The sequence below is a fragment of the Imtechella halotolerans genome (genome assembly GCF_028743515.2).
Classification (GTDB): domain Bacteria; phylum Bacteroidota; class Bacteroidia; order Flavobacteriales; family Flavobacteriaceae; genus Imtechella; species Imtechella halotolerans.
Window position 1 is genome coordinate 2905502 of record NZ_CP117969.2, and the last position, 25749, is coordinate 2931250.

Genomic DNA, 25749 nt, shown 5'->3' on the forward strand with positions numbered 1-25749 from the left:
CTTTGAAAAAACTATGCCAATTTAAGATAGATAACATATTTTAATATGAAAAAGGTGAAATACCGTCATTCAGTGTCTAGAGTAGTAGGCCTTAGTTTAGCAGTTCTGCTGGCTTTTTCAGTTTCTCTTTTTGCTCAAGAAGGCGATCCGGTAAAAGGGAAATCGCTTTTTAACACCAATTGTGCAGCTTGTCACAAGTTGGATAAACCATCCACCGGACCGGCTTTGGCAGGTGTGGCGGATAAGTATGAGCGTGGGTGGTTGCAAAGTTGGATTAGAAATAGTTCTGCATTGGTGAAATCAGGTGATGCTGATGCTGTAAAAATATTCAATGAGTGGAAGCAAGTGCCAATGACTCCATTCCCTCAATTGTCTGATCAAGATATCGATGATATTTTGGCTTACACCATGGCTCCTCCGCCAGCTCCAGAAGTGGTTGCTACCGATGCCTCAGGTGTGGTTAGTGGAGGTGGTGCTTCAAGTGGTATTTCAAACAATGTGATTTTGTCTGCCTTAGCCCTAGTTTTTGCGTTGCTTATCGTGATGCTTTATCTTGTTAACAAGACTCTTCGAAAGATAGCTGAAGCTAATGGTGTACAACTTGTTTCGGAAGAAGCTGAGAAGCGACTACCATTATGGAAGGCTTTTGTTAAGAATCAATTTTTAGTATTGGTTTCGGTAGTATTTTTATTGCTGGCATCTGCCTATTTTGCGTATGGTTATTTTATGCAAGTAGGAGTTGATCAGGGGTATATGCCGGTTCAGCCTATTCATTACTCTCATAAAGTGCATGCGGGCTTGAATGAAATTGATTGTAAGTATTGTCACTCTTCTGCACGTGTTTCTAAAACAGCTGGGATTCCTTCGTTGAATGTGTGTATGAATTGTCATAAAAATATTTCTGAATATACTGGAGAGGAAGATCTGGCCAATGGTTATACTAAGGAATTTTATACCAACGAAATTAAAAAGCTTTATGCTGCTGTGGGTTGGGATGAGGAAACTCAATCATATACTGGAAAAACTGAACCGGTAAAATGGGTTCGTATTCATAATCTGCCTGATTTTGCTTATTTTAATCATGCTCAACACGTTACGGTTGGTGGTATTGAGTGTCAAACATGTCACGGCCCGGTTGAGGAAATGGAGGTGATGTATCAATTCTCTCCGTTAACAATGGGATGGTGTATTACCTGTCACAAAGAGACAGATGTGAAGATGGAAGGCAATGCATATTATGAAAAGATTCATGCTGAATTGTCTAAGAAATATGGAGTAGAGAAACTGACCATTGCTCAAATGGGAGGTATGGAGTGTGGTAAATGTCACTATTAATCAATTTATTAAAGCGCTAATTTTAGATATAACATGGCATCAAACAAAAAATACTGGAAAAGTGTTGAGGAGCTAAATCCAAATAGCTCTATTGTTGAGACGCTGCAACAGAATGAGTTTGTAAGTGAGATACCGGTAGATGAGTTTTTAGGTGATAAAGAATCCCTGGAATCTTCTTCTACTTCTCGTAGGGACTTTTTGAAATATGTTGGCTTTAGTACTGCAGCGGCTACTTTGGCAGCTTGTGAGGGCCCTGTGAAAACAGCTATACCATATGTGGTACAGCCTGAGCAAATCCGTCCTGGTGTTGCAGATTATTATGCTACAACTATTGCAGATGGGTATGATTTTGCTAGTATTTTAGTAAAGACTCGAGAAGGTCGACCTATTAAAATTGAGAATAATACCGATGCGTTGGTTAAGGGAACTGCAAATGCACGTGTGCAGGCATCTGTACTATCATTGTATGATAGTTTACGTGTGCAAGGTCCTAAGCGTGATGGTGATTATGTTTCATGGGATGTGGTTGATGAGGAGGTTATGGCTGCTTTAGCTCAGTCTCAAGCTGCAGGTAAAGATATCGTATTACTTACGCAAACCTTATCAAGCCCTTCTACATATAAAATGATTGCTGAATTTGCTGCTAAGTATGGTTCAGTGAAACATGTAGAATATGATGCTATTTCAGAAGATGCGGCCTTGGATGCTTTCCAGGCTAGATTTGGAGAAAGAGCGCTTGCCGATTATGATTTTTCGAAGGCTGAAGTGATTATTTCATTCGGGGCTGATTTCTTAGGAGATTGGCAAGGTGGTGGATTTGATGGAGGATATGCCAAGGGTCGTGTACCGGCTAATGGTAAAATGTCCCGTCACGTTCAGTTTGAATCAAATATGTCTTTATCAGGTGCTAACGCAGATAAACGTGTACCTGTAACTCCTAGTCAACAAAAGGTGGCTTTGGCCAAGTTTTATGGATACTTGTCTGGGGTGGCTGTTAGTGGGCAATTGCCTGAATCTGTAGATGTGTCTGTAAAGGCTGCGGCCATGCAGGTTAAAAAAGCAGGAAGTAAGGCTGTTGTTGTTACTGGTATTCAGGATGTTAATGCTCAATCTTTGGTATTAGCAATTAATGAATCACTTTCAAGTGCTGCCATGGATGTAAAGACTCCTCTATTGGTGCGCAAGGGTAATGTAAAGGCACTTGCTCAATTAATTAGTGATATGAACTCTGGAAAGGTGGGTGTTTTATTGATGAGCGGAGTAAATCCTCTTTATACACTAGCTAATTCTTCAGAGTTTGAGTCTGGGTTAGGTAAGGTTTCTATGTCGGTTTCCTTTTCTATGAAAGAGGATGAGACGTCTTCTTTGACTACCTTTGTAGCTGCAGCTCCTCACTATTTGGAGTCATGGGGTGATGTTGAAATGAAAAAAGGTCATTTTGCTTTAATACAGCCTACTATTCGTCCATTATTTGATACGCGTCAATTTCAGGATGCTTTATTGAAATGGAGTGGAAGTGAGGTAAATTACCATGATTATATAAAGTCCACTTGGACAAGTACTGTTTTAGGTGAAACTAAGTGGAATAAGGCTTTGCATGATGGTGTGTTTGTTGCTGTGTCGCCAGTTGACAGTAGTACTATAGAAGCATCTCCTGTAATGGAGACTGTAAGTGCTCATGCAAGTGAATATGCTGCTATGCTTTCTAAGGCCTCTGCTAGTGGATTGGAACTTATTCTATATCCTAAAACTGGAATGGGTGATGGTCAACAGGCCAATAATCCATGGTTACAGGAATTCCCTGATCCTATTTCTCGTGCATCTTGGGATAATTATTTAACGGTTTCAGCTGCTGATGCTGTTAGTTTAGGTTTGAAAAATTGGAATGTTGCTAATGGTGGCTTAAATGGTAGTTATGCTACTTTGGAGGCCAATGGTATTAGTATGAAAGTTCCTGTTCTTATTCAGCCAGGACAAGCTGTAGGTTCAGTAGGTTTAGCTTATGGTTATGGTAAGACTAAAGGTTTGAAAAGTGAAATGCAGGTTGGTGTGAATGCCTTTGCGTTCTATGCTGATTTTTCTAATGTGCAGTCTGTGACTGTTACCGCTGCAACTGGTGAGCATGAGTTTGCTTGTGTTCAGCTTCATAATACATTAATGGGTAGAGGTGATATTCTTAAAGAGACCTCTCTTGAAGATTTTATTAATAAAGATTCGGAAGATTGGAATGTAAAACCTGTGGTTTCTCTTAATCACCAGGAGGTTCCTGCCTCATCGGTGAGTCTTTGGGATTCGTTTGATCGTTCTATAGGCCACCATTTTAATCTTTCAATAGATTTGAATGCATGTACAGGGTGTGGAGCTTGTGTTATTGCATGTCATGCTGAAAATAATGTTCCTGTTGTTGGTAAGGATGAAGTACGTAAATCAAGAGATATGCATTGGTTGCGTATCGACCGTTACTATTCCTCTGAAGATTCTTTTGAAGGAGATAATGAGACAAAGGCAGCTATATCTGGTTTAGGTGATTCTTTAACAACATTTGGTGAAATGGAAAAAGCTTCAGCTAATCCACAAGTAGCCTTCCAGCCAGTAATGTGTCAGCATTGTAATCATGCGCCGTGTGAAACTGTATGTCCAGTAGCGGCCACTTCACATGGTCGTCAAGGGCAAAACCAAATGGCGTATAACCGTTGTGTTGGAACTCGTTATTGTGCAAATAACTGTCCGTACAAGGTGCGTCGTTTCAACTGGTTCTTATACAATAATAACGATGAATTTGATTTCCATATGAATGATGATCTTGGAAAGATGGTTATCAATCCTGATGTGAATGTTCGTTCACGAGGAGTAATGGAAAAATGTTCGATGTGTATTCAAATGACTCAGAAAACTATCTTGGATGCTAAACGCGAAGGTCGTGAAATTAAGGATGGTGAGTTTAAAACTGCTTGTTCGGCAGCATGTGGAACTGGAGCAATGGTCTTTGGAGATGTTAATGATAAGGACAGTAAGATAGCTAAATTGAAAGCAAGTGACCGTATGTATCATTTATTGGAACATGTAGGAACTCAGCCAAATGTTTTCTATCATGTTAAGGTTAGAAATACACAAGAAGCATAATAAACGATTAAGTAACATTTAGATTAATTATATAGAGGATTATGGCGTCGCACTACGAAGCACCTATACGTAAACCCTTAGTAACCGGAGATAAAAGCTATCACGATGTAACCATTGATGTTGCAGCACCGGTTGAAGGTAGAGCAAACAAGCAATGGTGGATTGCATTTTCTATTGCATTAGTAGCTTTTCTTTGGGGACTTGGATGTATTTTATACACTGTCTCTACCGGTATCGGAACTTGGGGATTAAACAAAACTGTTGGCTGGGCCTGGGATATTACCAACTTTGTTTGGTGGGTAGGTATTGGTCACGCAGGGACCTTGATTTCTGCTGTACTTTTATTGTTCCGCCAAAAATGGAGAATGGCAATCAACCGCTCAGCGGAAGCGATGACTATTTTCTCGGTAGTACAGGCTGGGTTATTTCCTATTATCCACATGGGTCGCCCATGGTTAGGTTACTGGGTATTACCAATTCCAAACCAATTTGGTTCCTTGTGGGTGAATTTTAATTCACCACTTCTTTGGGACGTTTTTGCAATTTCTACTTATTTATCGGTTTCTTTAGTATTCTGGTGGACAGGTTTACTTCCTGATTTTGCTATGCTACGTGATCGTGCAATTAAACCATTCCAGAAGAAAATATATAGTTTATTAAGTTTTGGTTGGAGTGGGCGTGCTAAAGATTGGCAACGTTTTGAGGAAGTGTCCTTGGTTTTAGCTGGTCTAGCTACCCCTTTGGTACTTTCGGTACACACAATTGTATCCTTTGACTTTGCGACCTCTGTTATTCCTGGTTGGCACACCACTATTTTCCCTCCTTACTTTGTGGCGGGGGCAATCTTTTCTGGGTTTGCAATGGTAAATACCTTGTTGATTATCATGCGAAAGGTGTCAAATTTGGAAGATTATATCACTGTTCAACATATTGAGTTAATGAATATAGTAATTATGATTACTGGTTCTATTGTTGGATGTGCCTATATAACTGAGTTATTTATTGCATGGTATTCAGGAGTTGAGTATGAGCAATATGCTTTCTTGAATAGAGCTACAGGGCCTTATGCTTGGGCGTATTGGGCAATGATGACGTGTAACGTTTTTTCTCCTCAGTTTATGTGGTTTAAGAGATTGCGTACCAGTATAATGTTCTCGTTTATAATTTCAATTGTCGTGAATATTGGAATGTGGTTTGAGCGTTTTGTAATTATTGTTACTTCACTTCACAGAGACTACTTGCCTTCTTCTTGGACGATGTTCTCGCCAACATTCGTGGATATTGGAATTTATATTGGAACAATAGGTTTCTTCTTTGTTTTATTTCTTTTATATGCTCGTACCTTCCCGGTAATAGCGCAGGCTGAAGTAAAAACCATCTTGAAATCATCTGGAGATAATTATAAAAAATTAAGAGACGGTAATCATGAGTAATAAAGTTATACAAGCCCTATACAACGACGATGATGTGTTAATGGCTGCCGTGAAAAAAGTGAAAGCTGCCCATCATCATATTGAAGAAATATACTGTCCTTTTCCTGTTCATGGATTGGATAAGGCCATGGGTCTAGCTCCAACACGTATTGCGATTACTGCATTTATATATGGATGTATTGGATTAGTTGTGTCAATTGTTATGATGAACTACATCATGATTCAAGATTGGCCTCAAGATATTGGAGGTAAACCTAGCTTTAGTTATATTGAAAACATGCCGGCTTTTGTGCCTGTTATGTTTGAGTTAACCGTTTTCTTCGCAGCTCACTTAATGGTTATAACATTTTACTTACGTAGTAGGTTATGGCCTTTTAAAAAGGCGGAAAATCCGGATGTTCGTACTACTGATGACCATTTTCTGATGGAAATAGAGGTACATGATAACGAAGAAGAATTGACAGCTTTGTTGCAATCAACAGGAGCTGTAGAAGTAAAAATTTCAGAAAAGCATTAATAAGATGAAGAGCTTACTAAAAATAGGATTTGTTTTTGGCGTTGCTATTGTGATGACTTCATGTTTCAATAAGAGCAAGCCCAACTATCAATTTATGCCTAACATGTACGAAGGTGTTGGATATGAAACCTATCAAGAGTCTTCGGCATTTTCCAATGGTATGGAAGCTCAACTTCCTGCAGAAGGAAGTATTAAAAGAGGCTGGAAACCGTATGATTATGAGAATTCTACTGCTGGGTATGAATTAGCTAAAGCAGAGTTACTAAGTCCAATTGCCTCCGATTCTTTAAATATCGATTCTAATGTGGCTAAAGGAAAGGCACTTTACGATATTTATTGCGCAGTATGTCATGGTACAAAAGGGGATGGGCAAGGAATTCTTGTAAAGAGAGAGAAATTCTTAGGTGTTCCAAATTTTAAGGATAGAGAAATCACTACAGGAAGTATTTATCATGTGATTTACTATGGTTTGAATTCAATGGGTTCATATGCTTCACAAATAAATGAGGAAGAGCGTTGGCAGGTTACCATGTATGTTGAGCAACTAAGACAAGAACTATTAAAATAATTTCCTAAAGAGATAATTGAGAGATATGTATACGTTTTCAAGCAAATTAAGAATGTCTGCGATCATTTTAATGATTGTAGGACTTCTTGGAATAGGATACGGTTTTATAAGCGCTCCTAAAACAGTAGAAGAGGCTAAAGCTATGGTTTCTGACTCCCATCATGATGATTCAGCTTCATTGGTTGCTGGTGGTCATGATGCTCATTCAGATCAGGGTCATGACGCTTCTCATGATGAGCACTTGTTACACCAATTACAAAACAAGCCATGGGCTGCCTTTTATGTAGCAGCATTCTTTTTTATGATGATTTCTTTAGGAGTGTTAGCATTTTACGCTATCCAGCAAGCTGCTCAGGCTGGTTGGTCTCCTGTTCTTTTTAGAGTAATGGAGGGAATTACGGCTTATTTGTTACCGGGTGCTGCAATTGTATTTGTGGTATTACTTTTATCTGGTATGCATTTCAATCACTTGTTTGTTTGGATGGATGCAGATGTGGTAGCTAACGATCGTTTGTTACAAGGTAAAGTAGGTTATTTGAATGTTCCTTTCTTTTTAATTCGTGCAGCTATTTATATATTAGGATGGGTAGCATATCGTCATTTTTCTAGAAAGTTTTCATTAGCTCAAGATACCGCCGAGGATAATCGTTATTTTAAGAAGAACTTCCGAATAGCGGCAGGCTTCTTAGTGTTTTTCTTGGTATCTGAATCAATGATGTCATGGGATTGGATTATGAGTGTAGACCCTCACTGGTTCAGTACTTTGTTTGGGTGGTATGTTTTTGCTAGTATGTTTGTTTCTGGCATTACAGTTATTGCTTTAATTACAATTTATTTGAAGTCTAAAGGTTATTTGGAACATGTGAATGATAGCCATATTCATGACTTAGCCAAGTTTATGTTTGGTATTTCGATTTTCTGGACTTATTTGTGGTTCTCACAATTTATGTTGATATGGTATTCAAATATTCCTGAAGAAGTTACTTATTTTGTAACCCGAATTGAAGATTATAAATTACCTTTCTTCGGGATGTTGGTGCTTAACTTTATTTTCCCATTATTGTTGTTAATGAATAGTGATTACAAACGAATTAATTGGTTTGTAGTAATGACCGGTATTGTAATCCTTATAGGTCACTATGTAGATGTGTTTAATATGATTATGCCTGCTACTGTAGGAGATCAATGGTTTATTGGTGTTGCTGAAATAGGAAGTGTATTGTTCTTCTTAGGGTTGTTTATCTTTGTTGTATTCAATGCTCTTACTAAAGCTCCATTATTACCAAAACGCAATCCGTTCATTGAGGAAAGTAAGCACTTTCATTATTAATTAATTATACGTAAACCAAAAAGATACAATGACTACTCTTTTAGTAATAATAGTTCTCGTACTGGTAGCCATAGCTATTTGGCAAATGACCAAAATGTTTGAATTGTCGCAGCCAGCAAATGATACAGCTGGAATAGCTACGGATGAAGACAACAAGCTGAATGGAAACCTTATGTTTGCTTTCTTGGTCTTTATCTATATCCTTACCATTTATTCTTTGTGGAAGTGGGGACCATTTGTATTGTCAGTTCCAGCCTCTGAACATGGTCAAGATTATGATAGGTTAATGTGGATTTCATTTGCCTTAATTTTTATTGTTCAGTTTATTACACAAGCCTTGCTTCACTATTTTGCATATAAATACAGAGGTCAAAAGGGAAAGAAAGCATTATTTTATGCTGATAACGATAAATTGGAATTTATATGGACAGTTATCCCAGTAATAACACTTTCAGGTTTGATTTTATATGGATTGTATACTTGGAACGTGATTATGAATGTGGATGAAGATGAAAACCCTCTTGTGATTGAGTTATATGCTCAGCAATTTAGCTGGACAGCACGTTATGCTGGAGATGACAATGTGTTGGGTGATGCAAACGTTCGTCTAATCGATATTGATAAAGCTAATACCTTAGGTATTGATGAGTCTGATCCTAATGCTCAAGACGATATTGTTGTACAGGAAATTCACCTACCTGTAAATAGAAAAGTCTTATTCAAAATGCGTTCACAGGATGTTTTACATTCTGCATATATGCCTCATTTTAGAGCACAAATGAATTGTGTTCCTGGTATGATTACCCAATTCGCTTTCACTCCAACAATGACCACTAAGGACATGCGCATGCAGCCTGAAACTGTTGAGCACGTAAAGGTGACTAATGAAATTCGTGCTGAGAAGCGTGCTAATGGAGAAGACGCTGACCCTTGGGAATTTGATTATGTATTATTGTGTAATAAGATTTGTGGTAAATCGCACTATAATATGCAAATGAAGATCATTGTTGAAACTGAAGAGGAGTATAATGAATGGATTTCTCAGCAGCAGACATTTGGTGATAAAATTGCAGCGCAATAAGAATTTATTTCAATTTATAATATTTAAACTAACTATATAGATTATGTCATCAACAGCACATGCACACGCAGCAGATCATGCACAGGATCATGGACATCATCATCATAAAGAAACGTTCATCACTAAATATATCTTTAGCGAAGACCATAAAATGATTTCAAAACAGTATTTGATTACTGGATTGATCATGGGTTTCATTGGTATTGCTATGTCTATTTTGTTCCGTATGCAGATCGCATGGCCGGAGCAGTCTTTTAAGATTTTTGAGGTTTTGTTGGGTGATTTTGCTCCTGATGGAGTAATGGATGCTAACATGTATCTTGCATTGGTTACAATTCATGGTACCATTATGGTTTTCTTTGTACTTACTGCAGGTCTTAGTGGTACGTTTAGTAACCTACTTATTCCTTTGCAAATTGGTGCTCGGGATATGGCTTCAGGATTTTTAAACATGGTATCTTATTGGTTATTCTTCCTTTCTAGTGTTATCATGATTTTGTCGTTATTTGTTGAAGCTGGTCCAGCTGCAGCGGGATGGACAATTTATCCTCCATTGAGTGCATTGCCGCAAGCTCAACCTGGTTCAGGTGCTGGTATGACACTATGGTTGATTTCTATGGCAATTTTCATCGCCTCTTCATTACTAGGTTCCCTTAACTATATTGTTACTGTTTTAAACCTACGTACCAAAGGAATGTCAATGACACGTCTACCACTTACAATTTGGGCATTCTTTGTAACAGCTATCATTGGAGTTGTATCCTTCCCAGTATTATTGTCAGCTGCTTTATTGCTAATTATGGATAGAAGTTTTGGTACTTCTTTCTTCCTTTCTGACATTTTTATTCAAGGTGAAGTTTTACACTATCAAGGGGGCTCACCAGTTTTATTTGAACACTTATTCTGGTTCTTAGGTCACCCTGAAGTATATATAGTAATTTTGCCTGCGATGGGTATTGTTTCAGAAGTTATGGCCGTTAATGCTCGTAAGCCTATTTTTGGTTATAGAGCTATGATTGCTTCAATTTTGGCTATTGCTTTCTTGTCTACCATCGTATGGGGTCACCATATGTTTGTGTCGGGAATGAATCCTTTCCTTGGTTCTGTGTTCACTTTTACAACGCTATTGATTGCAATTCCTTCTGCTGTAAAAGCATTCAACTGGATAACTACTTTATGGAAGGGTAATTTACAGATGAATACGGGCATGTTGTTTTCGATAGGTATGGTATCTACATTTATTACTGGTGGATTAACAGGAATTATTCTTGGTGATAGTACCTTAGATATTAATGTTCACGATACCTATTTTGTTATTGCACACTTTCACTTAGTAATGGGTATTTCTGCATTGTATGGATTATTTGCTGGTGTATATCATTGGTTTCCTAAAATGTTTGGCCGTATGATGAATAAAAACCTCGGATATGTACATTTTTGGATTACCGCAGTTGCATCATATGGTGTGTTTTTCCCAATGCACTTTATAGGAATGGCTGGTTTACCTAGACGTTACTATACAAATACTGCATTTCCAATGTTTGATCAATTACAGGATACCAACGTAGTAATTACATTGTTTGCCATTTTGGCGGCAGCAGCACAATTGATTTTTGTATTCAACTTTGTAAGAAGTATTTTCTATGGTAAACGCGCACCTCAAAATCCTTGGAATGCAACTACCCTAGAGTGGACTACACCAGTAGAGCATATTCATGGAAACTGGCCTGGTGCAATACCAGAAGTTCATCGTTGGGCTTATGATTATAGCAAGACTGATGCTGAGGGTGAATATATTATTCCTGGCCAAGATTATGTGCCTCAAACTGTACCATTAAAGGATGGTGAAGAGGAGTCAAGTCATTAATGTTTTTTCACTATATAAAAAGCCTTTTCGCAAAGAAAAGGCTTTTTTATTTTTAGCTATCTTTGTTGAGTATGAATGAAAATTTAGATCCTACTAGTCAGCGTTTATCTTCTGAGGAGCTTGATATTGAAAGAGCTTTAAGGCCACTTTCATTTGATGATTTTGCTGGTCAGGATGCTGTGTTAGAAAATTTACAAGTTTTTGTAAAAGCTGCTAACTTAAGGGGAGAGGCCTTAGACCATACCCTTTTTCATGGGCCTCCAGGTCTTGGTAAAACTACTCTTGCTCATATTTTATCTAATGAATTGGGAGTAGGCATTAAGATTACATCTGGTCCTGTTTTAGACAAGCCTGGTGATTTGGCAGGCTTACTTACAAATTTAGAACCTAGAGATGTTCTTTTTATAGATGAAATTCATCGTCTTAGTCCTGTGGTTGAAGAGTATTTGTATTCTGCCATGGAGGATTATAAGATTGATATTATGATTGAATCAGGACCTAATGCACGATCTGTCCAAATTACATTGAATCCTTTTACGCTTATTGGTGCAACTACGCGTTCTGGTTTACTAACAGCACCTATGAGAGCTAGATTTGGTATTCAAAGTAGACTTCAATATTATTCTACTGAATTATTAGCTGATATTGTTCAAAGGAGTGCTTCAATTTTAAGAGTTCCCATTTCGATGGAGGCCGCTATTGAAATAGCGGGTAGGAGTAGAGGTACACCGCGGATTGCTAATGCTCTACTAAGAAGGATGAGGGATTTTGCCCAAATTAAGGGTAATGGAAAAATAGATATTGAGATCTCTCGATTTGGTTTAAGGGCATTAAATGTGGATGCTCATGGTCTGGACGAGATGGATAATAAAATTTTAGCTACTATTATTGATAAGTTTAAAGGAGGTCCAGTGGGGATTACTACATTGGCTACTGCCGTATCTGAGAATGCTGAGACCATTGAAGAAGTATATGAACCATTCTTAATTCAACAAGGTTTTATCATGCGTACTCCAAGAGGAAGAGAAGTAACGGAATTGGCATATAGACATTTAGGTCGTGTCCCTGGTGGAAATCAAGGTGAACTTTTTTAATGGAAATAAAAGCATTACATACTCAAAAGATTAAATCCGAAGCCAAACGCCTCGGATTTTTGTCATGTGGTGTATCTAAGGCTGGTTTTTTAGAACAGGAGGCCCCTCGATTAGAGCAATGGTTGCGTAATGGTTATCATGGTGAAATGCAGTATATGGAAAATCATTTTGATAAACGATTAGATCCCAGATTGCTAGTTGACGGCGCTCAATCTGTGATTTCTTTATTGCTTAATTACTACCCTACTGATATACAAAATTCTTCTGACACTCTTAAAATTTCTAAATATGCCTACGGTACAGATTACCACTATGTCATTAAGGATAAACTCAAGCAATTGTTGCACTTTATTGAAAATGAAATTGGTGAGGTGTCTGGTCGAGCCTTTGTAGACTCAGCTCCTGTATTGGATAAAGCATGGGCAGCCAAAAGTGGTCTAGGATGGATAGGGAAACATAGTAATTTGTTAACTAAACAAACAGGTTCTTTCTATTTTATTGCTGAATTAATTATAGATCTTCCTTTAATGTATGATGGCCCTACAACGGATCATTGTGGTAGTTGTTCGGCTTGTATTGATTCCTGTCCTACAGAGGCAATTATAGCACCCTATGTAGTTGATGGAAGCAAGTGCATATCTTATGCTACTATAGAACTTAAAAATGAAATCCCTGCATATTTTTCCGGAAAAATGGATGATTGGATGTTTGGATGTGATGTTTGCCAAGATGTGTGTCCTTGGAATCGATTTTCAAAACCCCATTCTGAACCAGAGTTTAATCCCCATGAAAAGTTATTGGATTTAACTCGAAAGGAATGGGAAGAAATTACAATAGAGGTTTTTCAAGAAATTTTTAAAAAATCAGCTGTTAAGAGAACTAAGTATGAAGGATTAAGACGAAATATTACCTTTCTCTCCAAAAAGGATTAGTAAGTATGACCGAAAAGCAAAAACTAAGTGAGATAGCATCCGTTTTTTTTAAATTGGGGTCAATAGCATTTGGCGGTCCAGCGGTGCATATAGCAATGATGGAAGAAGAGGTGGTGGTTAAACGTAAATGGATGAGTCGCAGTCATTTTTTAGATTTAATTGGAGTCACCAACCTTATACCTGGTCCTAATTCTACTGAAATGACTATGCATTGTGGATATCAAAGAGCTGGGTGGAAGGGACTGGTAGTGGCAGGTGTAAGCTTTATATTTCCAGCGATATTTATTACGGCTATAATTGCTTGGTTATATTTACAATACGGCCAGCTACCTCAAGTTAGGCCATTTGTTTATGGAATTAAACCTGCCGTTGTCGTAATTGTTTTATTAGCGGCTTGGAAATTAGGTGCGAAGGCGATAAAAAGTAGGATTTTGTTTGTGTTTGGTGTTATTGCGTTGTCTTTTAGTTTGTTAGGGGGTAATGAAATTGTGGCTTTATTTGGTGTTGGTTTATTAGGTTTGATATGGTTTTTAATTGCTCGGACAAAGAATACATTTGGTAGTCTAATACCCTTTAGTGTTGTTTTAAATTTGGCTACACAGTTGACCCCATTAAAAATATTTGGTATTTTTAGTAAAATAGGCGTTTTACTTTATGGCAGTGGATATGTGCTGTTTGCCTTTCTGGAAGCTGAATTAGTAACGAAGGGGTATCTAACATCTCAGGTTCTCATAGACGCAATTGCTGTTGGTCAATTTACGCCAGGACCTGTGTTATCTACTGCCACATTTATAGGTTGGCAGCTACATGGTTTTCCTGGGGCATTGGCTGCAACAGTAGGTATTTTTATCCCTTCCTTTTTATTAGTTTTTATAACCTACCCTTTTGTGTCTAAAATTAGATCGTCTAAGGTTATTTCGGCATTTTTAGATGCGGTGAACGTAGCAGCAATTGCATTAATAGCTTCCGTGGGACTCAGTATGTTCAAAGACTCAGTTACTGATTGGCGTACATTTACAATCCTTGTAGGATCATTCTTAATGGTAAAGTTTGTACAAAAATTGAATAGTATGTATTTGATTATTGGAGGTTCATTTTTGGGGTATGTTCTTAGTTATTTTTAATTTCTTGTAGAATTACGCAATACTAGTTTTGTTGGTAGTTTTACGCTTACAGGTTGCGTGGTAATACCTTTTTGTAAGTTTCTAATTTCTTCAACTAGAAGAGAAACTGCTTTTTTCCCCATTTCTATACTTGGTTGGTCTACTGTTGACAGATGAGGACGCACCGTGTCGGTTACAAACCAATTACTGAAACCGATGATGGATATTTCATCTGGTATTTTCTTTTGTAAGTCTTGTACAGCTCCAAGAGCACCCAAAGCCAGCATGTCAGTAGCTGCGAAAATGCCATCAATTTTCGGATTTTCTAAAATAGCTTTTTGAGTAATTCTTAACGCCTCTGTAATGTAAAGGGAAGTACAATGATGTATTAAATTTGGATTGACAGTTATGCCATGCTCTTCAAGAGCTTGTATATATCCTGCATGACGTAAACGATAATTGTCAGGAGATTTAGGGCCACTTAGTAACATTATTTCCTTGCACCCAGATTTTAATAAATGTGAGACTGCGCTATGAGCAGCAATTCGGTCATCAATTAAAACCTTGGAACAATTTACTTCAGCGGATACTCTATCAAATAATACTAAAGGTATTTCATTTTTAAAGATGGAGTGAATATGGTCTAAATTAGATTGGGTTTCATTTGACAACGCCATTAGAATTCCATCTACTCGTTTATCAATTAGTAATTGAACTTGTCGCTGCTCTAATTCTAATGTATCATTAGAGAATAGCGAAATTACCAAATAACCATTTTTTTCAGCTTCTTCAATAACCCCATTAATGATTTCGGAAAAGAAGTGATGATCTACTTTTGGAACAATTACTCCTAAGGTTTTAGACTCCTGACTTCTTAAAGTTACCGCATGAATGTTGGGTTTGTATTTCAGGGTTTCGGCAAGTTCTTTTACCTGTCGTTTTGTTTCCTCACTAATATCTGGGTAATCTTTAAGCGCTTTGGAAACAGTTGTTACAGATACGCCTAATGTTTTAGCTAAATCTTTTAATGTTACAGGTCTCATGCAATTGTAATTTGCCTTTAAATAGGGTGAATAAAAGCTTGTTGTGTAGGGAGGCTAATATTAAATTCAGCCTGTGTAAAGATAACTAAAGTATTTCTTTTATGCTCAAAATTTCCTGCTACCTTTGTATTACTTAAAATGTTTTCCATGAGAAAAGACAGATTGAGAAGGGAAGCGTTGGTATACCACGCGAAACCTCAACCGGGTAAGATTAAAATTCTACCGAGTAAGCGATATGCAACACAAAGAGACCTGGCCTTAGCCTATTCACCTGGAGTTGCAGAACCATGTTTAGAAATTGAAAAAGATGTTAATAATGCTTATAAGTATACCATAAAAGGAAACTTAGTGGCAGTTATAACAAATGGTACTGCCGTACTGGGATTGGGAGACATAGGGCCTGAGGCAGCAAAACCTGTAATGGAAGGTAAAAGTCTACTTTTTAAGATATTTGCTGATATAGACAGTATTGATATAGAGCTTAATACCAAGGATATTGATAAATTTGTTGAAACTGTAAAAACGATTGCTCCGACCTTTGGAGGAATTAACCTAGAAGATATTAAGGCACCAGAGGCGTTCGAGATTGAGCGTAGGTTAAAAGAAGAGTTGGATATTCCTGTGATGCATGATGACCAACATGGCACGGCCATTATTTCAGCGGCAGCTTTGTTAAATGCCTTAGAATTAGCAAATAAGAAAATTGAAGAGGTAAGAATAGTGGTTAATGGAGCTGGTGCCGCAGCGGTTTCTTGTACAAAATTGTATAAGGCGTTTGGGGCAAGAGCAGAAAATATAGTGATGTTGGATAGTAAAGGGGTTATTCGTCAAGATAATCCTGATCTTTCAGAGTCTAAGAAGGAATTTGCTACCCATCGCAAGATTGATACTTTGGAGGAAGCGATGAAAGATGCTGATGTATTTATTGGACTTTCCATTGCGGATGTTGTTACTCCAGAAATGTTGCTTTCAATGGCTGCTAATCCAATTGTGTTTGCTATGGCTAACCCTAATCCCGAGATTGGATATGATTTAGCGATAGACACCCGAAAGGATATTATTATGGCTACTGGTCGTTCTGACCACCCTAATCAGGTAAATAACGTACTTGGATTTCCTTTTATTTTTAGAGGTGCCTTAGATGTTAGGGCAACCAAAATTAATGAAGAAATGAAAATGGCAGCGGTTGTAGCATTAGCACAACTTGCTAAGGAGCCGGTGCCAGAACAAGTAAATATAGCATACGGAGAAACACGACTTACCTTTGGAAGAGAGTATATTATACCAAAACCATTTGATCCACGCCTTATAGCAACCGTTCCACCAGCCGTAGCGAAAGCAGCAATGGAGAGTGGTGTAGCCAAAGGAAGTATTGAAGATTGGGAAAAGTATGAGGAAGAATTACTTTCTCGTTTAGGTAATGATAACAAATTGGTGCGCCTACTTCACAATCGCGCTAAAACGGAACCAAAACGCATCGTTTTTGCAGAGGCTGATCATCTTGATGTATTAAAAGCAGCTCAAATAGCTCATGATGAAGGGATAGCTATTCCTATATTACTCGGGAATAAGGAGATTATACTAGCATTAAAAGAAGAAATTGAGTTTGATGCAGATGTAGAAATTATCGACCCAAAATCGGCAGAATGTGATAAAGTTAAAAATAGGTATGCAGAACTTTATTGGAAAATGAGAAAACGTAAAGGGACCACCCTTTATGACGCTCAAAAGAAAATACGGGAACGTAACTATTTTGCAACAATGATGGTTAATGAAGGAGATGCTGATGGTATGATTACTGGGTATTCTCGTAGTTACCCTTCTGTGTTGCGACCTATTTTGGAAATGGTTCCTCGTGCGGTTGGGATACATAAAGTTGCTACCACCAATCTTATGATCACTGAAAGAGGTCCTATGTTTTTAGCCGATACAGCTATTAATATTGATCCTAATGGAAAGGAATTGGCTAAGATTGCCCAAATGACCGCTGTTACGGCTCGCTTGTTTGGAATTGAACCCGTTATGGCAATGTTGTCTTATGCCAATTTTGGGTCCTCTGACAGCGAAAGTGCCTCTAAAGTTCGCGAAGCGGTTGCCTATCTCCATAAATATTATCCTGATATTTTGGTCGATGGTGAATTACAATCTGATTTTGCCTTAAATAGAGATATGTTGCAAAGTAAATTTCCTTTCTCTAAACTGGCTGGTAATAAGGTGAATACATTGATTTTTCCTAATTTGGATGCTGCAAATATTACCTATAAGCTTATGAAGGAGCTTAATAAAGCAGAATCAATAGGACCTATTATGATGGGGTTGAGCAAGCCTGTACATATTCTTCAGTTAGGTGCTAGTGTTGATGAAATGGTTAATATGACTGCAGTATGTGTAGTGGATGCTCAGCAAAAGGAGAAAAAACAAAAAAGTATTCTTGGCGAGTAAGCTAATTCAATTTATAGTAGAAATAAAGCCTCTGAGAAATCAACTTAGAGGCTTTTTCTTTTTACAAACGCTAAAATTCAATGTGGTGCATGAATTTATTTTTAAATTAGTGCCATAATATCTTACAAACCTCAAGTTGTATATTTTATGATAACCCATATTCAAGGAAAACTTGTAGAAAAAAATCCCACCCATGTCATTATTGATTGCAATGGAGTTGGGTATTTTATTAATATCTCTTTACATACATTTTCTCAGGTTCCAGATAAAGAGCACCTTCGCTTGTATACTCATTTATTAGTTCGAGAAGATGCACATGTACTATATGGTTTTTATGAAAAGGTTGAAAGAGAGATTTTTGGGCTTTTACTCTCTGTTTCTGGTGTAGGAGCCAGCACCGCGAGAACCATGTTATCTTCCTTAACACCTTCACAAGTCAGAGATGCTATTGCTCATGGTGATGTGGCAACTATTCAATCTATCAAAGGGATTGGTGCAAAAACAGCACAGAGGGTTATCTTGGACCTAAAGGATAAGATGCTAAAAATCTTTGGTATTGACGAAGTTTCTCATCCTCAAAGCAATACAAATAAAGAAGAAGCGTTATCTGCTTTAGAGGTCTTAGGTTTTGTTAGGAAACAGGCTGAAAAGGTCGTTGATAAAATTGTAAAAGACGAATTGGATTTGAGTGTAGAAGATATTATTAAGAAGGCACTTAAAAATTTATAATGAAATTCATAACCAACCCATTCAAAATAACTAAATATTGGTGTGGATTTTTTGTGATATTTTTTTTAGGAACAATAGCTGTTCATTCACAGAATCCGCCCAATGACACACCTCAGGATACCACTCAGGTGGGTATAGCATTGGGGCAAATATTACTTAAAAACCCTAATAGTATTGTTTTAAAATATAAGTATGATCCATTGCTGGATCGTTATGTCTATTCTGAAAGTGTTGCTGGATTTAATATCAAACATCCACTTATACTTTCTAGGAAACAATATGAGGATTTAGTTTTTCAAGAAGGGCTGAAAGATTATTTCAAGCAAAAAGTCAGTGCTGTGTCTGGTCGAGGTGTAAATGCGGAGGAGGCAAGGAAAAATTTACTTCCTAATGTATATGTGAACTCTAATTTTTTCGAGTCCATTTTTGGCGGAAACACCATTGAGGTGGTGCCACAGGGAAGTGTGGCTATGGATCTAGGATTGCGATTTGTGAAAAATGATAATCCAGCATTAACCCCCAGAAATAGAAGAAATGTTAGTTTTGATTTTGATCAGCGAATAAATTTAAGCTTGCTGGGTAAGGTAGGAGAGAAGCTTACAGTTTCTGCTCAATACGATACTGAGGCTTCTTTTGATTTTCAGAATCTTATTAAGTTAGAATATACACCTAATGAGGATGATATTATTAGGAAAATAGAGGTTGGTAATGTCAATATGCCTCTAAATAGTTCTCTTATAACAGGTGCTCAAAGTTTATTTGGTGTAAAAACCGAATTGCAGTTTGGGAAAACCCGAGTGACGGGTGTCTTTTCAGAACAACGTTCTCAAACTAATACGGTCGTTGCTCAAGGTGGAGGTACATTGAATAATTTTGAGATATTAGCCCTGGATTATGATGAAGACAGAAACTTCTTTTTATCACATTTCTTTAGAGATCAATATGATCAAGCCCTAGAAACGTATCCTTGGATAAGGAGTCAAGTTCAGATAACACGGTTAGAAGTATGGGTAACTAATCGAGGTCAACAAACAAATAATGTAAGAAATATAGTGGCTCTTCAAGATTTAGGTGAGCCTAATCCCGATAATACACGAATAAATACCAATGCACCCGGAGGATTTTTTAATAGTCTTCCTTCTGGATTACTTCCACGAAACGGGGCCAATGATTACGATCCTACTCAAATTGGGAGCACTTCTGTACTTACGCAAGCTATACGTGACGTGGCCACAATACAAAGTGGGTTTGGTTCTTTGTCGGCGTCTGTCAATCAAGGGTTTGATTATGGTGTTATTGAAAATGCAAGAAAATTAGAGGAGGGTCGTGATTATCGATTGGATACTCAATTAGGATATATTTCCTTAAGTCAACGCTTAAGTAACGATGAAGTCTTAGCTGTTGCGTATCAATATACATATCAGGGAGGTGTTTATCAGGTAGGGGAGTTTGCTAATGATGGGATAAGCGCTACAACTGTAGATGTAGGGAATAGCCAAGTGGTTAATAGCAACTTGGTGTTAAAAATGTTGAAAAGTAACATTACCAATGTTCAAGATCCTATTTGGGACTTGATGATGAAAAATATTTATTCCACCGGAGCATTTCAATTGAGTCAAGAAGATTTTAAGTTGAATATTTTATATACAGATCCATCACCTGTAAACTATATTTCTCCAGTAGATCCTGGATCATGGCCGGCAGGATTGGAAGAGCGAATTTTATTAGATGTTTTTAATTTTGATAGATTAAATATATACAATGACTACCAAAATGGTGGAGATGGTTTTTTTGACTATTTGCCGGGTATTACTATTGATGCTCAGTATGGGCGAATCATTTTTACAAAGAAAGAACCGTTTGGAGATTATATGCATACTTTGTTAGGTGGAGGAAATTATGAGCAACCAACTACCTACAACCCAAATCAAGAAAAGTATGTATTTAAAAATATGTACTCCCAAACTAAAGCAGCTGCTTTAGAGGATAGTGATAAAAATAAGTTTCAAATTAAGGGTAGGTATAAGTCCCAAGGAAGCGGGGGCATTTCTCTTGGAGCATTTAATGTTCCTAGGGGATCGGTTACAGTAAGAGCTGGTGGTCGTACGCTTCAAGAAGGGATAGATTACACAGTTAATTACCCTGCTGGTACTGTACAAATAATGGACCCAAGTTTAGAGGCTTCGAACATTCCGATTGAAGTTTCAGTAGAGAACACTGTTATTTTTGGTCAGCAAACACGTCGTTTTACCGGATTCAATGTAGAGCATCAGTTCAATGAAAAATTCATGATGGGCGCTACACTATTAAATTTAAGTGAACGTCCACTTACGCAAAAATCAAATTTTGGACAAGAATCAGTGAACAACACTATTTTTGGTTTTAATGGTAACTATTCTGCTGAACTTCCATTCCTTACTCGTTTGGTCAATAAATTACCTAACATAGATACGGATGCACCATCAAATATATCGGTTAGAGGAGAAATGGCTTATTTGTTGCCAGGTTCACCAAAGAATGATAGTTTTGAAGGAGAAACTACGGCCTATGTAGATGATTTTGAGGGCTCTCAAACAACAATAGACTTGCGCTCTCCATTGGCATGGTCCATGTCAAGTGTACCGTTGGAATTCGTTCCCAATGGCCAGCTTTACGGAAGTGCTCCTGATGATCCCGATAACTTATTAAATGGTTATGGAAGAACTAAAATGGCATGGTATACCATTGATCCAATTTTTTATGGTCCGCAACGACCTTCTGAAATTAGTAATGCGGATATTTCTTCCAATGCTACCCGCAGAATCTTTATTGATGAAATTTTTCCTCAAGTAGATGTGGCACAAGGTCAGACTACTATTCAGACGACTCTTGATTTAGCCTATTTTCCTTCTTCCAAAGGGCCGTATAATAACAATCCTAATTTCGGTAGTTTAGCTTCAGATTCTAAATGGGGTGGGATTATGCGAGGAATAACTTCCACCAATTTCGAACAAAGTAATGTGGAATACATTCAGTTTTGGGTTATGGATCCATATGAGCCAGGAAATGGGAATTCTGGTGGAGAGTTGGTATTTAATATTGGGAATATTTCAGAAGACGTGTTGAAAGATGGGCGGAAACAATATGAAAATGGATTACCTGGAGCAACTGGCAATACTGGAGTGTTGAATACCTCATGGGGGAAAGTTCCTGTGGCTCAATCACTGGTATACGCCTTTGATGCTGAGGCTGCCAATCGAAGTTTGCAAGATTTAGGTATGGATGGACTCGATGATTCAGAAGAAGCTTCAATTTATACTAACAATGTTGTAGAATCACCCTTAGACCCAGCCTTAGATAATTATCAATATTACTTGGATGCTAATGGTGATATCCTTACAAGGTATTTGAATTACAATGGTCTACAAAGTAATTCTCCTGTGCAGGTAAGCAATACCAATCGAGGTTCGACTACCCTTCCAGATGTTGAAGATGTGAATAGAGATAATACGATGAATACAGTAAATAGCTATTACGAGTACCGTATTTCAATAAAGCCTAATATGCAACGCACCGATAGATATGTGACAGATATTAAAGAGGTTGAAGTGACTGTGCCTGATGGAGGGACTGCAACCACTCGTTGGATACAGTTTAAAATTCCTATTAAAACCCCAGACAACAGTTATGGAGGAATTAATGATTTACGTTCTATAAGTCATATGAGAATGTATTTGACTGGATTTGACCAAAATACAATTTTACGTTTTGGTACGTTAGATTTAGTAAGGGGGGATTGGCGTACATATACTGCTACTTTGCAAACAGATTTAGATAATCCTTCGGATGATGGCACCTACATAGATGTAAATACGGTTAATATCATTGAGAATGAAAATCGAACTCCGATACCATATCGCATGCCTCCTGGTGTATTGCGAGAACAACTCAATAACAATAATACCATCATTCGTCAGAATGAACAATCTCTTTCCTTTGCAGTATGTGATTTAGAATCTAATGATTCAAGAGCAGTATTTAAAAATATTAATGTGGATCTCAGACAGTATAAACGCCTTAAAATGTTTGTTCATGCTGAGGCCTACAAAAGTAATTTTTTAGGAGATAATGATTTAGTAGCATTCATTCGAATAGGTACTGATTTTAATCAGAATTTTTACCAAGTCGAAATTCCACTTGAAGTCACTAATCCAGGGGCTTCTACCTCGGAAGAAATATGGCCAGCGAGTAATAATTTTGATATTCCTCTAGAATTGCTTACCAAGCTTAAGGCGGTAGGTATCTCTAATCAAACGCTCTCCAATATAGTTTTCTATGATGAAAACTTAAACGAAGTGTTAGAAAATGCACCTCGCGAAACTGGTAAAATGCGTTTAGCCATTAAGGGAAACCCTTCTATTGGTAATATTCGTTCTCTAATGATTGGAGTTAAGAATGCAACTAATAGTTATGTTTGTGGGGAAGTTTGGTTTAACGAACTTCGTTTAGCTGAACTTGACAATAAAGGAGGATGGGCAGCGATTGCTGCTGTAGATGCCAATGTTGCTGATTTTGCAACTATTTCTGCAACAGGACGTGTTAGTACGGTAGGTTTTGGTAGCCTTGAGTCCATGCCTAATCAGCGTTCAAGGGAAGAAATTAAACAATATGACGTTGTGACTAATGTGAATGCCGGGCAGTTGCTTCCTAAAGAATGGGGAGTTCAGTTACCTGTCAATTATGGGTATTCACGAGAGCTGGTTACGCCTGAATTTGATCCTTTGTATCAAGATATTAAGCTTGAAGATAGATTAAACGCTGCGTCATCAGGAGCTGAACGTAAAGTCATCCGTCGTCAGGCTGAAGATTTGACAACTAGGAAAAGTATTAATTTCATAGGTGTTCGTAAGGACTTGGGAGAAGAGCAGAAACAACGTTTTTATAATGTAGAGAATTTCACTTTGAATTATTCATATAATGTCCTAGAGCATCGAGATTTTGAAATAGAAGAGTTGAAAGATCAGAATGTTCGTGCAGGATTTCTATATGCTTATACTTTTCAACCTACGGTGGTTGAACCTTTCAAGAAGTCTGACTCCCTTTTCAGAGGGAAATATTGGAGATGGCTTAAAGAATTGAATTTTAATGTTTTGCCTTCAAGTATAACCTTAAATTCGAATATTACTCGGAGATTCAACCAACAACGATTTCGACAGGTATATTTAGATGGAGAAGACCCTTCGCTTCAATTAGGATTGCCGGAATTACAGCAACGCAATTTCTTATTTGATTGGCAGTATGCGATTAATTATAATTTGACTAAATCATTGCGATTTAATTTTACGGCTTCCAACAATAATATAGTTCGTAATTATTACGGGGAAGACGAATTTGGAGATCGAATCATTCGAGATGATCTTGGAATTTGGGATGGTTTTTGGAATGTGGGTGAACCTAACCGCCATGCAACTCGCCTTCAACTTAACTATGAATTGCCATTTAATAAAATCCCTTTCCTGGCTTTTGTTGGGGGGACCTATAGTTATACTGGGGATTTTGACTGGCAAAGAGGATCTGATGTATTGGCTGAAGTAGCTAATCAAAGGATAAATACGATACAGAATGCAAACACCCATACCTTAAATACCAATTTGAGCTTAGATCGACTCTATAAATATATAGGGCTTGAGAAAAAGACAAATGCTCCGACACGTAGGGTGAATTCAGGATTGCCTCCAGGAAATACATCGTCAAATAACGTTGTCAATAAACCAGATAGTGATGCTAAGTTTTTTAATACTGTAGTTGACATTCTTACGGTTGTTAAACGAATAAATATAAATTATTCTGAAAACAACAGTAAAGCTCTGCCGGGATATACACGTACTATAGGGTTTATTGGAACATTAAAACCATCTCCAGGGTTTATTTTTGGAAGTCAGGCGGATATTCGTTACGAAGCTGCTAAAAATGGATGGCTTACTACCTTTCCTGAGTTTAATCAGCAATATATGCAGGTCAATAATACACAATTGGGAATAACAGCTAATTTAGAGCCTTTGCCAGATTTGAAAGTTGACTTGATAGCTGATAGGCAAAATGCTGAAAACTATGCTGAGAACTTCAGAGTAAATACTCTTGGAGCTGGTGAGTATGAGTATGAAAAACTGGTAGGAAATAACATAGGGAATTTTAATATTTCTACTTTAATGATTAAAACTGCCTTTGCAGAATCAGATGCAGTTTCGTCATCAACTTTTGAGGATTTTAAAGGGAATCGTTTGGCTATTGCCCAACGTTTAGCATTGGCTAGAGGAATAGATATTAATAATCCCGCTAATTTGGATGCTGAAGGCTATCCATTAGGGTATGGAAAAAATAACCAAGCTGTCCTATTGCCGGCATTTTATGCTGCCTATACCGGCACAGATGTTAATAAAGTATCATTAAAGGCAATGCGCAATATTCCGATACCAGGATGGACTCTGAAGTATACTGGGTTGATGAGATTGGATTGGTTTAAAAAGAACTTTAAGCGTTTTTCAGTTTCCCATGGTTATCGATCAAGTTATAGTTTAAATGCATTTAGAACCAATTTGGAGTATGATCAAAATAATCCAGATGCTTTGGATCAAGGGGGTAATTTTAGAAATAAAAACTTATACACCAATATTAATTTAGTAGAGCAGTTTAATCCTTTAGTTCGTTTGGATTTTGAAATGAATAATTCAATAAGTATCTTGACGGAATTACGTAAGGATAGAACACTATCCTTGAGTTTAGATAATAACTATCTTACTGAAATGCGTGGTGATGAATATACCGTTGGTATGGGATATAGAATTAAAGACGTACGCTTTGTTACAAATATAGGTGGCAATAGAACCACCTTGCGCAGTGATTTGAATTTGAAGGCAGATGTTTCTATGAGAGATAACATAACTGTTATTAGGAATATGGAAATTGACAACAATCAGGTTACTTCGGGGCAAAAGTTGTGGTCATTGAAGTTTACCGCTGATTACGCGGTAAGTAAAAACCTAACTACATTGTTTTATTATGATCATACTTTCTCAAAGTTTGCTATTTCTACTGCTTTCCCTCTGACTACAATTCGATCCGGAATAACTTTGCGATATAATTTTGGAAATTAACGAGGAGATATTTGAAAAG

The 25749-nt window shown here is 37.4% G+C and carries 15 protein-coding genes; 14 read left to right on the top strand and 1 reads right to left on the bottom strand.

The features are described from left to right. The first annotated feature begins 45 nt into the window (after positions 1-45). The 11 genes from PT603_RS12905 to chrA all read left to right on the top strand — a co-directional run bounded on the left by PT603_RS12905 (position 46) and on the right by chrA (position 14404). Positions 46-1335 carry a c-type cytochrome gene (locus PT603_RS12905; protein WP_008237601.1) on the top strand — a complete coding sequence of 430 codons (1290 nt, stop codon included), beginning with the start codon at positions 46-48 and terminating at the stop codon, positions 1333-1335. A 33-nt stretch (positions 1336-1368) separates the two neighbouring features. Then, positions 1369-4458: a TAT-variant-translocated molybdopterin oxidoreductase gene (locus PT603_RS12910; protein WP_008237604.1), complete on the top strand. Its 3090-nt coding sequence runs from the start codon at positions 1369-1371 to the stop codon at positions 4456-4458. A 41-nt stretch (positions 4459-4499) separates the two neighbouring features. Continuing rightward, positions 4500-5891 (top strand): NrfD/PsrC family molybdoenzyme membrane anchor subunit, encoded by a 1392-nt coding sequence (nrfD, locus tag PT603_RS12915; RefSeq protein ID WP_008237606.1) that lies wholly within the window; start codon positions 4500-4502, stop codon positions 5889-5891. After that, entirely contained in the window at positions 5884-6408 is a 525-nt protein-coding gene (locus tag PT603_RS12920) for a DUF3341 domain-containing protein (RefSeq protein WP_008237610.1), read from the top strand. The genes nrfD and PT603_RS12920 overlap by 8 nt, the downstream gene beginning before the upstream one ends. A gap of 4 nt (positions 6409-6412) precedes the next feature. Continuing rightward, positions 6413-6976, top strand: coding sequence for a c-type cytochrome (locus PT603_RS12925; protein WP_008237612.1), 564 nt, complete (start codon positions 6413-6415; stop codon positions 6974-6976). Positions 6977-7001: 25 nt separating this feature from the next. Beyond that, positions 7002-8306 (top strand): hypothetical protein, encoded by a 1305-nt coding sequence (locus tag PT603_RS12930; protein WP_008237614.1) that lies wholly within the window; start codon positions 7002-7004, stop codon positions 8304-8306. Positions 8307-8334: 28 nt separating this feature from the next. Next, positions 8335-9387, top strand: a complete 1053-nt coding sequence (locus PT603_RS12935; RefSeq protein ID WP_008237616.1) for a cytochrome c oxidase subunit II — start codon at positions 8335-8337, stop codon at positions 9385-9387. A 43-nt stretch (positions 9388-9430) separates the two neighbouring features. Next, complete coding sequence (locus tag PT603_RS12940; RefSeq protein WP_008237618.1) at positions 9431-11254, top strand: cytochrome c oxidase subunit I; 1824 nt, start codon at positions 9431-9433, stop codon at positions 11252-11254. A 71-nt stretch (positions 11255-11325) separates the two neighbouring features. Further along, on the top strand, positions 11326-12348 hold the full coding sequence (gene ruvB, locus PT603_RS12945; protein WP_008237626.1) for a Holliday junction branch migration DNA helicase RuvB: 1023 nt from the start codon (positions 11326-11328) through the stop codon (positions 12346-12348). Beyond that, entirely contained in the window at positions 12348-13280 is a 933-nt protein-coding gene (gene queG / locus PT603_RS12950; protein ID WP_008237627.1) for a tRNA epoxyqueuosine(34) reductase QueG, read from the top strand. The genes ruvB and queG overlap by 1 nt, the downstream gene beginning before the upstream one ends. 5 nt (positions 13281-13285) lie before the next feature. After that, positions 13286-14404 (top strand): chromate efflux transporter, encoded by a 1119-nt coding sequence (gene chrA / locus PT603_RS12955; protein ID WP_008237628.1) that lies wholly within the window; start codon positions 13286-13288, stop codon positions 14402-14404. On the opposite strand, the gene PT603_RS12960 is transcribed toward chrA, so the two are convergent. Further along, complete coding sequence (locus tag PT603_RS12960) at positions 14401-15426, bottom strand: LacI family DNA-binding transcriptional regulator (RefSeq protein WP_008237629.1); 1026 nt, start codon at positions 15424-15426, stop codon at positions 14401-14403. The genes chrA and PT603_RS12960 overlap by 4 nt on opposite strands. A 147-nt stretch (positions 15427-15573) precedes the next feature. On the opposite strand from PT603_RS12960, the gene PT603_RS12965 reads away from it, so the two are divergent. The 3 genes from PT603_RS12965 to sov all read left to right on the top strand — a co-directional run bounded on the left by PT603_RS12965 (position 15574) and on the right by sov (position 25730). After that, on the top strand, positions 15574-17868 hold the full coding sequence (locus PT603_RS12965; protein ID WP_008237630.1) for an NADP-dependent malic enzyme: 2295 nt from the start codon (positions 15574-15576) through the stop codon (positions 17866-17868). 147 nt (positions 17869-18015) lie between these two features. Next, positions 18016-18597, top strand: a complete 582-nt coding sequence (gene ruvA, locus PT603_RS12970) for a Holliday junction branch migration protein RuvA (RefSeq protein WP_008237631.1) — start codon at positions 18016-18018, stop codon at positions 18595-18597. Then, positions 18597-25730 carry a T9SS outer membrane translocon Sov/SprA gene (gene sov, locus PT603_RS12975; protein ID WP_008237632.1) on the top strand — a complete coding sequence of 2378 codons (7134 nt, stop codon included), beginning with the start codon at positions 18597-18599 and terminating at the stop codon, positions 25728-25730. Before ruvA ends, sov begins: the two co-directional genes overlap by 1 nt. The last annotated feature ends 19 nt before the right edge of the window (positions 25731-25749 follow it).